Origin of the sequence: Pantoea sp. R102, from assembly GCF_004916815.1 — a bacterium.
In the GTDB taxonomy this organism is placed as follows: Bacteria; Pseudomonadota; Gammaproteobacteria; order Enterobacterales; family Enterobacteriaceae; genus Pantoea; species Pantoea dispersa.
In genome coordinates, this window is sequence record NZ_SDFT01000270.1 from 1 (window position 1) to 12,063 (window position 12,063).

Below are 12,063 nucleotides of genomic sequence, written 5' to 3' on the forward strand. Positions count from 1 at the left end.
ATCGCGCTGGTGCTGATTTTCATGCCGACGCTGCTGGTGGCGGCGCAGCCGGACCTCGGTACCTCCATTCTGATCGCCGCCTCCGGCCTGTTTGTGCTGTTCCTCTCGGGCATGAGCTGGAAGCTGATTGGCGTGGCCGTGCTGCTGGTGGCGGCGTTCATCCCGATTCTGTGGTTCTTCCTGATGCACGATTATCAGCGCGACCGCGTGATGATGCTGCTCGATCCGGAGAGCGATCCGCTCGGTGCCGGCTACCACATTATTCAGTCCAAGATTGCTATCGGCTCCGGCGGACTGCGCGGCAAAGGCTGGCTGCATGGCACCCAGTCGCAGCTGGAGTTTCTGCCCGAACGTCACACCGACTTTATCTTCGCGGTGCTGGCGGAAGAGCTCGGCCTGGTGGGCGTCCTGCTGCTGCTGGTACTTTATCTGCTGCTGATCATGCGCGGGCTGGTGATTGCCGCACGCGCGCAAACCACCTTTGGTCGCGTGATGTCCGGCGGCCTGATGCTGATTCTGTTTGTGTATGTTTTCGTTAACATTGGCATGGTTAGTGGTATCTTACCGGTGGTTGGCGTGCCGCTGCCGCTGGTGAGCTACGGCGGATCGGCGCTGATTGTATTAATGGCCGGATTTGGCATCGTGATGTCGATCCACACTCATCGAAAAATGTTATCTAAAAGCGTTTAAGAGGCTGCACATGCGTAAGGACTGGCTTGGGGTTGCTCTGGCATCACTGGTACTGGCTGCCTGTTCCACACCGGAACAGCAGACGAACACGGCCCCGCCGCAGCCGGCCTACAATGGTCCGGTGGTGGAGATTCCAGGCGTGGAGCCGCGCTATGAGCCGATCAATCCCTCTACCAGCCAGGACTACAGCGTCAACGGCAAAACCTACCGGGTGATTAAAGATCCGTCCAACTACAGCGAAGTTGGTCTGGCAACCTGGTACGGTGAAGAGGCGCAGGGCAACCGCACCGCGCTGGGTGAAACCTACGATCCGGACGCGTTAAGCGCCGCACACCCTACCCTGCCACTGCCGAGCTACGTGCGCGTCACCAACCTGGCCAATGGCCGGCAGATTGTGGTGCGCGTCAACGATCGCGGCCCTTATACGCCGGGCCGGATTATCGACCTGTCGCGCGCCGCGGGCGATCGCCTGAATATTTCCAATAACACCCGCGTACGGGTGGATTACATCAAAGTAGCGCCGGACGGTTCGGTGTCCGGCCCGGGCACCATCGGCACCACCGTGGCCAAACAGAGCTATGCGCTGCCGGCGCGGCCTGACCTGAGCGGCGGCATGGTGATGACCGGCGCCAGCAGCGCGCCAGCGCCTGCCGCACAGGACGTTCGCGCGGTGGATAACAGTTCACTGCAGAGCAACGGCAACATCGGCGCACCGGTGCAGAGCAGCGGCTTTCTCGGCGCACCGCAGCCGTTAGCCAGCGGCGTACTGGAAGGCAGCGCGCCGGCCACAGCGGTTGCCGCCAGCCCTGCCGCACCGGCAGCGGCAGCGAGTCCGGCTCTGGCCAGCCATAACGCCAGCGCCCATGCCGGCAGCGGTTTTGTGGTACAGGTTGGCGCCCTGAATGATGCCGCACGCGCCCGGCAGATGGCGGACAGCCTTGGCCAGCGCTTTGGTGTACCCGGCGCGGTGGAAGCCAATGGCAACGTCTACCGCGTGCAGCTTGGCGGTTTCAGCAGCCGGGCTCAGGCCGCGGCGCTGCAGCAGCGTCTGAGCACTGAAGCGCAGATCAGCTCCTTTATTACCACGGCCCGCCCGTCAATGTGACGGGCCGTGCCCTTGCCTGCTGACACTGAGGCATAAAGCCAGATGTCGCACGATGGCAGCTTTGCTATAGTAAGGCACTTTTTTCACTCTTAACCCCACGGATGCTGTAGTCCTGAACATGAATACGCTGAAACCTTCTCGTTTTCTGAAACGCCTGACAGTGGGATCACTGGTCGCTCTCTCCCTCAGCCACGTTGCCTTTGCAGATGATGTTAATCTGAAAACCATGATTCCGGGCGTGCCGGACATCGATGCCGAAGCTTACGTGCTGATCGACTATAACTCCGGCAAAGTGCTGGCGGAAAAGAACGCGGACGCGCGCCGCGACCCGGCCAGTCTGACCAAAATGATGACCAGCTACGTCATCGGCCAGGCGGTCAAAGCGGGCAAAATCCATCAGGATGACATTGTTACCGTCGGTAAAGATGCCTGGGCAACCGGCAATCCGGTGTTCAAAGGCTCCTCGCTGATGTTCCTCAAGCCGGGCGATCGCGTACCGGTCTCTCAGCTGACGCGCGGTATTGTGCTGCAGTCCGGTAACGACGCCTGCGTGGCAATGGCCGATTACGTTGCCGGCAGCCAGGACGCGTTCGTTAACCTGATGAACAACTACGTGGGTGCGCTGGGCCTGAAAAATACCCATTTCCAGACCGTGCACGGTCTTGATGCTGACGGTCAGTACAGTACGGCGCGTGACATGGCGCTGATTGGCCAGGCGCTGATTCGCGATGTGCCGGATGAGTACGCGGTCTACAGAGAGAAAGAGTTCACCTTTAATAACATCCGCCAGATGAACCGTAACGGCCTGCTGTGGGATACCAGCCTGAACGTCGACGGCATCAAAACCGGCCACACCGAAGCCGCCGGCTACAACCTGGTGGCGTCAGCGACCGAAGGCCAGATGCGTCTGATCTCGGCGGTGATGGGCGGTCACACCTTCAAAGGCCGTGAAACCGAAAGTAAAAAGCTGCTGACCTGGGGCTTCCGCTTCTTCGAAACCGTGGCACCGCTGAAGGCGGGCAAAGAGTTTGCGTCTGAGCCGGTATGGTTTGGCAACAGCGATCGCGTGCAGCTCGGCGTGGAAAAAGATGCCTACCTGACCATCCCGCGCGGCCGCATGAAAGACCTCAAGGCCAGTTACGTGCTGAACAACACCGAACTGCACGCGCCGCTGCAGAAAAACCAGGTCGTGGGCAGCATCAACTTCCAGCTGGATGGTAAAACCATTGAACAGCGTCCGCTGGTGGTGCTGAACGAAGTGCAGGAAGGCGGTTTCTTCAGCCGCATCATCGATTACATCAAACTGATGTTCCATCACTGGTTCGGCTAAGGCGCGATTGAAAAATCGCCACCCCGTCCCCAGATAAGCTACTATATTGCTCCCGCTTCGGCGGGAGCCTGTTTTTTATGCACCGGAGTTAATATGAAAACCAAACTGAATGAACTGCTCGAATTCCCGACGCCTTTTACCTACAAAGTGATGGGCCTGGCGCAACCGGAGCTGGTTGATCAAGTGGTTGAAGTGGTGCAGCGTCATGCGCCCGGCGACTACAGCCCTGACGTGAAGCCCAGCAGCAAAGGCAATTATCACTCGGTCTCGATCACCATTAACGCCACCCACATCGAACAGGTGGAAACCCTGTACGAAGAGCTGGGCAACATCGAAATCGTGCGCATGGTGCTGTAATGCTGACGCTGGTAAAGGCCGCTTTGCCAGCGTTATACTCTGCCCTCCACTCGCTACCGGACTTCTGCTTTGTCTGCTAATACGCTTCTTGTTCGTCAGCTTGGCCAGCGCGACTGGCAGCCCGTCTCCGATGCCATGCATCACTTTACCGATCGGCGCGACAGCGCCACCGCCGATGAAATCTGGCTGGTGGAACACCCCGCGGTGTTTACTCAGGGCCAGGCGGGCAAAGCCGAACATGTGCTGGTGCCGGGCGATATTCCGGTGGTACAGAGCGATCGCGGCGGCCAGGTAACCTATCACGGCCCGGGCCAGCAGGTGATGTATGTACTGATTGACGTTAAACGCCGCAAGCTGGGCGTGCGCGATCTTGTCACCGCACTGGAAGAGACGGTCATCGCTACGCTGGCTGATTACGACATCAGCGCGCGTGCGCGTGCGGATGCGCCCGGCGTATACGTTGGCGATGCGAAAATCTGTTCGCTCGGCCTGCGCATCCGCAAAGGCTGCTCGTTTCACGGTCTGGCGCTCAATGTCGCGATGGATCTGGCGCCCTTCCTGCGCATCAATCCCTGCGGCTATGCCGGCATGCAGATGACGCAGATCAGCGCTTTCCAGCCCGGCGTCACGCCGGCGGACGTGCAACCGCGCCTGGTGCAGCATTTCGCGCGCCTGACCGGCTTTAGCGACACGGAATGGCATGATGAGGCCGCGTGCTGACCTTGACCGTACGTGCGCATTTACAAAATTGTAACTTTCGCCACGGCTTATCGGCTGCTTCTGCCCCGGCGAGATGATATAATTTTTGCAATTTTTTCAAATAAAGTTGAAAGCCTGGTTCTCAGTTTGAGTGAGGAAGCTTTCAAATCGCAATCCCGACCGGAACCTGCAGATTTATGAGTAAACCAATTCAGATGGAACGTGGCGTCAAGTATCGCGATGCCGACAAAATGGCGCTGATTCCGGTAAAAACCGTGGTCACCGAACGCCAGGAAATCCTGCGTAAGCCGGAGTGGATGAAGATCAAGCTGCCTGCGGATTCCAGCCGCATTCAGGGCATCAAAGCGGCGATGCGTAAAAACGGCCTGCACTCGGTGTGTGAAGAGGCTTCCTGCCCTAACCTTGCCGAATGCTTTAACCACGGCACCGCCACCTTTATGATCCTCGGTGCCATCTGTACCCGCCGCTGTCCGTTCTGCGATGTGGCACACGGTCGGCCAAACGCGCCGGACGCCAACGAGCCGCTGAAGCTGGCACAAACCATCGCCGACATGGCGCTGCGCTATGTTGTGATTACCTCGGTGGACCGCGACGATCTGCGTGACGGCGGTGCACAGCACTTTGCTGACTGCATCAGCGCCATCCGCGAAAAAAGCCCGAGCATTAAAATTGAAACGCTGGTGCCGGACTTCCGCGGGCGTATGGATCGCGCGCTGGAGATCCTCACGGCTACGCCGCCGGATGTGTTCAACCATAACCTGGAAAACGTACCGCGCGTCTATCGTCAGGTGCGTCCGGGCGCTAACTATGAGTGGTCGCTGAAGCTGCTGGAGCGTTTTAAAGAGGCGCATCCGGACGTGCCAACCAAATCCGGTCTGATGGTCGGTCTCGGGGAAACCAATGCGGAAATCATCGAGGTGATGCGCGATCTGCGTCGCCACGGTGTCACCATGCTGACCCTCGGCCAGTACCTGCAGCCAAGCCGTCACCACCTGCCGGTACAGCGTTACGTCAGCCCGGCTGAATTTGATGAGATGAAAGAAGAAGCGCTGGCGATGGGCTTTACCCACGCCGCCTGCGGTCCTTTCGTCCGCTCGTCTTATCACGCTGATATGCAGGCGAAAGGCCTGGAAGTGAAGTAATCTCCTGCCGCGATTGCGCCCTGCTGCGGCGCAATCGCAAAAATTCTGCTTAAACCGCTTAATTCCTGTCGCAAATCTGTCGCTTTAACCGCTGAGGCCATAAGAGCCTGTTTATTATTTTATTTTCTCAGTGTTTTTTTCATAAAGGTCAGATTATGCAATCATCCTTTCATATCGATGAGCTCGATTTTATGCGGGCGGCGGATGTGTCAGGTCCATCCTCTGGTAGACCGCGAAGCGGCGCGTCGGGCGAAAGCCTGGATGCGCTAAAAGCGCGTACCACGCCCATGGATATCACTAATCCGTTCGTGACGCCCCATGCGTCGTGCGAACTGGCGTTTCTTGCAACCGCCATCAGCATCGACCACCGCTACGACGAAATTCATCTGCACCTGCCGCAAAGCGCGCAGCTTGCGTCTGCGCCCGCGCCCGCACTGCCGTTCACCGAACTGCGCAGCGTAACGCCGGATGAAACGCCGTTGCTGCCAGCGCTGCCGCCGCTGGAGTCAGCGCAGCAGGCCGCCGGCGAGAGCGTCTGGCACAGCCTGCCTGAGGTTCCGGCGCTCAGCCCGGCGCTGTCGCTGGTCAGCGCGCTGCCTGCGGCATGGTATACAGCTGAACATCAGACGCTCCACCCGTCGCCTGTCCCCACGCTCCCAGCCCGGCAGCCGCTGAGTCTGCCAGAGGTGGCTGTGCTGCGCGACATACAGCAACCCGACTATGTGGTGGATTACGATGACAGCGGTGAGCCGAAAATGTTTAGCGGCACGCTGGCTGCCGGCGATCAGGTGCATATTTATATCGATAATGTGCTGATCGAGGTGGTAACGGGCGACGCACAGGGTCACTGGCAGTTCGCTCAGCCCGCCGATTTAAGCGCGGCACAGCATGTATTCAGTGCAGAGTTCGTCGATGAACAGGGGCATGTCAGCAGCCGTTACAATAAGTTGATTACCGTACTGCCGCAGCCTGCCGCTATTATCACGCCAATTGATGACAGCGATCTCAGCGCGATTGATTGTGCACTGATGGAACTGGCGATGCAGCAGGATGATATTGCGCCCGCTCTTCTGCCGCTGACCTTCAGCGAAGCATGGCTGGATGAGTGGCACAGCGCTGACAGCACGCTAACCGCCAGCGGCGATCACGGTGGCAACCTGCCAGGCTGGGATGAACCGCTGGAACATCACATTGTCTGGCACTAAAAAACGAAAACCAGACTGTGGCAGTCTGGTTTTTTAACGTAATAAATATTTACACTTATTGACGTTCAGCGCAGAGATTACTCTTTATGGCCGACGCGTTCAGCAGGCGTTTCTTCGGCACTGCTTTTGGTTGCGGTGGATTCATCATCTTTCATGGCTTTTTTAAAGCCCTTGATTGCGGAACCCAGATCGCCACCCAGTGAACGTAACTTGTTGGTGCCAAAAAGCAGTACGATAAGCGCACCGATGATCAGCAGTTTGGCAATACTGATACCTTCCATATTTTACCTTTCAACCTTCGCGAAAAACGGACAGCACTATTAACGCGCAGTTATTCACCACGCTCAACTGCAATCTGTAACAGAGTGAGACCTCACGGTCAGATAAAGCGGCTGAGAAACGCCTGGGTACGCGGATGCTGCGGATTGCCAATCACCTGCTCTGGCGGTCCCTGTTCCACCACCACGCCACCATCCATGAACACCACACGATCGGCAGCTTCACGCGCAAAGCCAATCTCATGCGTCACCACAATCATGGTCAGGCCGCGATCGGCTAACGTACGCATTGTAGCCAGCACTTCCCCCACCAGTTCCGGATCCAGCGCTGAGGTCGGTTCATCAAATAGCATCAGCAGTGGTTTGATCGCCAGCGCACGGGCAATCGCCACGCGCTGCTGTTGCCCCCCCGACAGATGCCGCGGCCAGGCGTCGGCTTTATCGCTCAATCCGACCGTTGCCAGCAGCTCACGCGCGTGTTGCAGCACCTCATCGCGTGGGAACTTGTGCACACCAATCGGCGCTTCCATGATGTTTTGCAGTACCGTCATATGGGGATAGAGATTGAACTGCTGAAACACCATGCCGATTTTCTGCCGCTGATGGGCAATTTTCCGCGCCGACAGGCGATGCAGCAGGCCGCGCTTTAGCGCATAACCAATCTGCTCGTCACCCACCATAATCGAGCCGGCATTCATCTCTTCCAGATGATTAATGCAGCGCAGAAAGGTCGACTTACCGGAGCCCGAAGGCCCGAGAATCACCACCACTTCGCCCGGAAACACATCAAGGTCGATGCCTTTCAGCACCGCGTTATCACCGAAGCTCTTTTGCACATTACGCGCGCGCACCAGCGGCTGAATCTCGCTCATACGTCCTCCTTTAAACGCGGGGCCGCAGCCAGCGCCGTGTCACTGCTGGCGCGTCGTTTGTTCACCACCACGGTACGTTTGCTGCCGCGCGCGTAGTAGCGCTCAATGGCTGACTGGCCGACGTTGAGGATCGAGGTAATCAGCAGATACCAGATCACTGCCACCATCAGCATCGGAATGATTTCAAAGGTACGGTTGTAAACGGCCTGCACCGAATAGAGCAGATCGCCCATCGCGATGACGCTCACCAGCGACGTGGCTTTGATCATGCTAATCAGCTGGTTGCCGGTCGGGGGAATAATGGCGCGCATCGCCTGTGGAATGATGATACGCCGCAGCGCGCGGCTGCGGCTCATGCCAAACGCCTGAGTGGTTTCAACCTGACCGTGATCGACCGACAGCAGGCCGGCACGGATAATCTCCGCCATATAGGCGGCCTCGTTGAGCGCCAGACCGGCGATGGCGGCAGTCAGCGGCGTGATCAGATCGTTAGTGTTCCAGCTGGCAAAGGTGATGTCTGTCCACGGCACGGTGATCGAAAGCGTGGGAAACAGTGTCGACAGGTTGTACCAGAATATCAGCTGCACCAGCAGCGGCGTACCGCGAAAGAACCAAATGTAGAGCGCCGACACGCCGCTCAGCAGTTTATTCTCTGACAGCCGCCAGACCGCCAGCAGCAGCCCCAGCAGGGTGCCCAGCACCATCGACACCACCGTCAGCCCGAGCGTCACCTGCAGCCCTTTCAGCACCGAGCCTTCGGTAAACCACTGCAGCACCACGTGCCACTCAAAATTGGGATTGGTCGCCACCAGCCACAGACCATTCGCTGCCAGCGTCAGGACCACGATCCAGCTAACCCAGCGTCCATACGCGGGCGCGCTACGGGCAAAAGCGACGTCGCGCTGCGGCACGTCAGCCTGATCCGTGGGGCGCGCGTTGGGGCCGACGGCACTCATTTTGCCGTCTCCTGCGCCAGGTTACGTCCCGGCTGCGGCAGCATGTTGCCGTCCAGCTTCCACTTTTTCATGATGGCCGCGTAGGTGCCGTTGGCAAACAGTTCTTTGTAGGCATCCAGCACCACCTCACCCAGCGGCGAGCCTTTGGGAACGACCGTGCCCTGAAAGATATCGCCAAAGCCGTTTTTCTGCCCCTGACCAGACAGTTCAAGTTGCCCCTGCGCCTGCTCAATGAAATAGGTCAGCGGCGCCTGCGAGGAGAAGAAGGCATCCGAACGCTTCGAGCGCACCGCCAGGATCGACGAAGGCTGATCGGTAAAGGACTGCACCACGACTGCAGGTTTGCCCGCAGCCTCACAGGCGGCTGACTGTTTGCGGATCACCTGCTCCGCCGAACCGGCCGCCATTACCGCGATGCGCTTGCCGCAGGTATCTGCCAGACCGTTGATGTGCGCCGGATTGCCCTTCTGCACGCCAAACACCACGAACTCCTGCACGTAGTCGATGAAGTCCACCTTCTGCTGGCGATCCGGATAATCACCTATCGGCCCGATGGCCATCTGATAGCGTCCGGAATTAATGCCGGCCAGTACGCCGGACAGACCGCTCACCGTCGCGTGTTCAATTTTCACGCCCAGCAGCTGGCCGAGCGCCACGGTAAGATCGGCCGAGGCGCCATCCATTGAGTGCGGCCCGTTAACGATCTCATACGGCGGAAAGGAGCCGTTGTTTACCGAGATCATTTTGCCAGCCTGTTTGATCTGCGCTGGCAGCCGATCGTGCAGCGCCTTATCCATTTTTTGCGTCGGAATGGCGTCCGCAGCCTGGGCGACGCTCGCCGTCAGGCCGGTCGCCAGCGCGATGGCGGTTAAAAGCATTTTCATCAGTCAGTTTCCCCCAGGCAGGTCAAAGTGATTGCAATTCCGGACGGGCAAAGCGGCGATTTTCCAGTACCGGCAGCACGCTGCGGGCGTAGGCGATGCGGGCCGGATCCAGTTCGGCAAACACCAGTGCAGCGCACTCCGGTGCCTTAGCAATCACCACGCCAAGCGGATCGATCACCAGACTGTTACCAATGTTGCGCGGCCCGCACTCGCCTACCGCCACCATGTAGCAGGTGTTTTCCAGCGCGCGCGCACTGGTCAGCAGTTCCCAGTGCATCTCCTTTAACGGTCCTTTTACCCAGGCGGAAGGCAGCACCAGCACGTCGGCACCGTCCAGCACCAGCCGGCGCGCCAGTTCGGGAAAACGCACGTCGTAGCAGGTCATCAGCCCGACTTTCATGCCGGCCACCTCAACCAGTGGCGGCACGGCATCACCCGGATTGACCCGCTGCGACTCCTGCATGGCGAAGGCATCGTACAGATGCAGCTTGACGTACTGCGCGATGATTTCGCCATTACGCAGAGCAATCAGCACGTTGTGCGCTTTGTTATCCTGCGCCGGCACGTGCACGCTCATCATGGTGGTCAGCGCGTTACCTTTGCTGGTTTCCAGCAGCTGACTGACAAACGGCCCGTCCAGCGGCTGTGCGGCTTTTAACACCAGATCGGGATCGGCGATATCGCGCGCCAGCACGCCTTCCGGCAGCACCAGCAGATCGGCGCCCGCCGCCAGCGCATCCTGCATCAGACCGCGACAAATGGCGGTGTTCTCCTGCCATTCGCGGCTAACGGCGAACTGCCCCATGGCTACTTTCATCTTCACTCCCCTCTGGCCGCCGCCGGGAAAATCTCCTCCGGCGAGAGCAACGTTGTGGTTAAGCCCTGCTGAAACAGCTCACGGGCGAAGTCGGCAATCATCCTTTTGTTAGCGGTAAATCCGTTTTGATTCCAGTCGGCAGGCAATTCCTGCGCGGTGCGTCGCAAATCATCCAGCAGCCACGGCGTGGTATCCGCGTACTTCTCGCGTTTGCGCATCCACAGCTGATACGCGCGATCGATCACCTCGCTCAGCGCCTGCGGCAGCCACGGATGCGCCGCCGCCAGCGCCGGCTTCAGCGCCAGCAGATGAATACCGGGCACATAGCCGACGCGGTTGAAGTAGTCGCGCTCAGCACTGACGAAATCCGCCTGCAGCTGGCGCAGACCGGAATCTTTCAGGAAAAAACCCTCAGGCATAAACGGCGTGAACACCGCATCCAGCTCGCCGGCTTTCAACAGTTCAATCAGCGGACGCTCGTCCGGCGCCGGTTCGATGCGGCCCGGGCGACCAAATCCCGCCAGCCGGTCAACAATCGGATGATCAGCGGTCAGGCGTCCGGCAAACCAGAAGGCGTCGTTGATATCGACGCCCGCTTCACGCAGCACGGTGCGCGTCCAGGTATTACCGGAGTCCTGCCAGCCGGTAACGCCGATTCTTTTGCCTTTCAGCTGGGCTGGCGTGGTGAGCGGGCTGGCGGTGGTGGTGATGATGCAGCGCTGGCGAAAGCCACGCATCAGAAAGTGCGGCAGGCCGAGCAGTGAATTGTCGCCGCGCGCCCGTGCCTGCGCATAGCGGCTGAACGACACCTCACCGCCTTCGTAGTGTTCACTGCTGGCCAGGTTATCTACCAGCGTGCCTACGCGGTCAATGATCAGCCTGAAGCCCTGTGGCTGAATATCGCCCAGCGCCAGCGGCGTGAAGTAATCCCAGTCGCGCACCGCCAGTCTGATAGTGATCATCGTTGTGCTTCTCCGTTTGTTCAGCCGCCACGCTGGCGCTGTGCATTTTTTCTGCAAATTGTGCTTGAATTTGAGTCTAAAACGCGAATACTAATCTGAACAATCATTTCTTTGTTACTGAACAAAGCTTTTTCTTATGACGCAAATTGTGGATGCAGAGTGGCTCAGCCAGCAGATTAACGACGCCTCGGTCAAAGGCATTACCCTCGCCGCGTCAACATTGATTCGCGACGGACAGATTGCCGTGGGCATGCAGATGCCGGCGGTGCGCGATTTGGCGGAACGGCTGGGCGTGAGTCCGGCCACGGTATCCGCGGCCTGGGCGCAGCTGAAAAAGCAGAAAGTGCTGGCGGGTAAAGGGCGAAGCGGAATCTGGGTGTGCGGCAACAGTGTGATGCCGCGACCGGTCCGCTTTGAGAAAATTGGCAACTATGGTGAAAACGTCAAAGCCGCGCTGGCGATGGCTGCGCCCGATCCGGCACTGCTGCCGGACCTGCGCCCGGCGATGCTGGCCGGGCTGGCGTCACCGCAGCTGAATAGCTATCAGCGTGAGGCGATTTCGCCACAGCTGCAGGCGGCCATTGCGCCGCGCTGGCCCTGTCCGGCGGAGGCGTGGCTGGCGACCGATGGCGGCTTCGATGCCATGAACCTGATAGTGCAGACGCTGCTGTCACCCGGCGATCGGGTAGTGATTGAAGATCCGACCGCGACGCGTCTGCTGGATATGCTCGACAACATCGGTGCC

At 59.0% G+C, this 12,063-nt stretch carries 14 protein-coding genes; 8 read left to right on the top strand and 6 right to left on the bottom strand.

Features of this window, described 5'->3' with window-relative positions:
• From rodA to ERD80_RS21470, 7 genes are all read left to right on the top strand, one after another.
• Positions 1–690: rod shape-determining protein RodA (gene rodA / locus ERD80_RS21440; protein ID WP_168926309.1), on the top strand; the 690-nt coding region annotated here is incomplete at its 5' end.
• Positions 691–700: 10 nt separating this feature from the next.
• A complete protein-coding gene (rlpA, locus tag ERD80_RS21445; protein WP_058769434.1) occupies positions 701–1,795 on the top strand; it encodes an endolytic peptidoglycan transglycosylase RlpA in 1,095 nt (364 codons plus the stop codon).
• A 118-nt stretch (positions 1,796–1,913) separates the two neighbouring features.
• A complete protein-coding gene (dacA, locus tag ERD80_RS21450) occupies positions 1,914–3,125 on the top strand; it encodes a D-alanyl-D-alanine carboxypeptidase DacA (RefSeq protein ID WP_021508587.1) in 1,212 nt (403 codons plus the stop codon).
• 93 nt (positions 3,126–3,218) lie between these two features.
• The gene (ybeD, locus tag ERD80_RS21455) at positions 3,219–3,482 is read left to right on the top strand and encodes a DUF493 family protein YbeD (RefSeq protein ID WP_010618866.1); all 264 of its coding nucleotides are present in this window, start codon (positions 3,219–3,221) and stop codon (positions 3,480–3,482) included.
• Between the two features lie 69 nt (positions 3,483–3,551).
• A complete protein-coding gene (lipB, locus tag ERD80_RS21460; RefSeq protein ID WP_136548475.1) occupies positions 3,552–4,202 on the top strand; it encodes a lipoyl(octanoyl) transferase LipB in 651 nt (216 codons plus the stop codon).
• Between the two features lie 176 nt (positions 4,203–4,378).
• Entirely contained in the window at positions 4,379–5,344 is a 966-nt protein-coding gene (gene lipA, locus ERD80_RS21465) for a lipoyl synthase (protein WP_058781252.1), read from the top strand.
• A 155-nt stretch (positions 5,345–5,499) separates the two neighbouring features.
• Positions 5,500–6,549, top strand: a complete 1,050-nt coding sequence (locus ERD80_RS21470) for a hypothetical protein (protein WP_136548477.1) — start codon at positions 5,500–5,502, stop codon at positions 6,547–6,549.
• A gap of 77 nt (positions 6,550–6,626) precedes the next feature.
• Here ERD80_RS21470 and tatE read toward each other — a convergent pair whose 3' ends face one another.
• The 6 genes from tatE to ERD80_RS21500 form a co-directional block, all read right to left on the bottom strand.
• Positions 6,627–6,830 carry a twin-arginine translocase subunit TatE gene (gene tatE / locus ERD80_RS21475; protein ID WP_010618871.1) on the bottom strand — a complete coding sequence of 68 codons (204 nt, stop codon included), beginning with the start codon at positions 6,828–6,830 and terminating at the stop codon, positions 6,627–6,629.
• 98 nt (positions 6,831–6,928) lie between these two features.
• Positions 6,929–7,699, bottom strand: coding sequence for an amino acid ABC transporter ATP-binding protein (locus ERD80_RS21480; RefSeq protein ID WP_132465584.1), 771 nt, complete (start codon positions 7,697–7,699; stop codon positions 6,929–6,931).
• A complete protein-coding gene (locus tag ERD80_RS21485) occupies positions 7,696–8,655 on the bottom strand; it encodes an amino acid ABC transporter permease (RefSeq protein ID WP_021508592.1) in 960 nt (319 codons plus the stop codon). The genes ERD80_RS21480 and ERD80_RS21485 overlap by 4 nt, the downstream gene beginning before the upstream one ends.
• Positions 8,652–9,539, bottom strand: coding sequence for an ABC transporter substrate-binding protein (locus tag ERD80_RS21490; protein WP_136548479.1), 888 nt, complete (start codon positions 9,537–9,539; stop codon positions 8,652–8,654). The genes ERD80_RS21485 and ERD80_RS21490 overlap by 4 nt, the downstream gene beginning before the upstream one ends.
• A 22-nt stretch (positions 9,540–9,561) precedes the next feature.
• A complete protein-coding gene (locus ERD80_RS21495) occupies positions 9,562–10,356 on the bottom strand; it encodes a deaminated glutathione amidase (RefSeq protein ID WP_136548481.1) in 795 nt (264 codons plus the stop codon).
• 2 nt (positions 10,357–10,358) lie between these two features.
• A complete protein-coding gene (locus tag ERD80_RS21500) occupies positions 10,359–11,318 on the bottom strand; it encodes a nitrate ABC transporter substrate-binding protein (RefSeq protein ID WP_021508595.1) in 960 nt (319 codons plus the stop codon).
• A gap of 136 nt (positions 11,319–11,454) precedes the next feature.
• Here ERD80_RS21500 and ERD80_RS21505 point away from each other — a divergent pair.
• A partial coding sequence (locus ERD80_RS21505) for a GntR family transcriptional regulator (protein WP_136548483.1) occupies positions 11,455–12,063 on the top strand: 609 nt, incomplete at its 3' end.

Bases quoted from the DNA above. Each gene is read 5' to 3' on its own strand.
- rlpA (WP_058769434.1), top strand. From the start codon at position 701: ATGCGTAAGGACTGGCTTGGGGTTGCTCTGGCATCACTGGTACTGGCT.
- dacA (WP_021508587.1), top strand. From the start codon at position 1,914: ATGAATACGCTGAAACCTTCTCGTTTTCTGAAACGCCTGACAGTGGGA.
- ybeD (WP_010618866.1), top strand. From the start codon at position 3,219: ATGAAAACCAAACTGAATGAACTGCTCGAATTCCCGACGCCTTTTACC.
- lipA (WP_058781252.1), top strand. From the start codon at position 4,379: ATGAGTAAACCAATTCAGATGGAACGTGGCGTCAAGTATCGCGATGCC.
- ERD80_RS21470 (WP_136548477.1), top strand. From the start codon at position 5,500: ATGCAATCATCCTTTCATATCGATGAGCTCGATTTTATGCGGGCGGCG.
- tatE (WP_010618871.1), bottom strand. From the start codon at position 6,830: ATGGAAGGTATCAGTATTGCCAAACTGCTGATCATCGGTGCGCTTATC.
- ERD80_RS21480 (WP_132465584.1), bottom strand. From the start codon at position 7,699: ATGAGCGAGATTCAGCCGCTGGTGCGCGCGCGTAATGTGCAAAAGAGC.
- ERD80_RS21485 (WP_021508592.1), bottom strand. From the start codon at position 8,655: ATGAGTGCCGTCGGCCCCAACGCGCGCCCCACGGATCAGGCTGACGTG.
- ERD80_RS21490 (WP_136548479.1), bottom strand. From the start codon at position 9,539: ATGAAAATGCTTTTAACCGCCATCGCGCTGGCGACCGGCCTGACGGCG.
- ERD80_RS21495 (WP_136548481.1), bottom strand. From the start codon at position 10,356: ATGAAAGTAGCCATGGGGCAGTTCGCCGTTAGCCGCGAATGGCAGGAG.
- ERD80_RS21500 (WP_021508595.1), bottom strand. From the start codon at position 11,318: ATGATCACTATCAGACTGGCGGTGCGCGACTGGGATTACTTCACGCCG.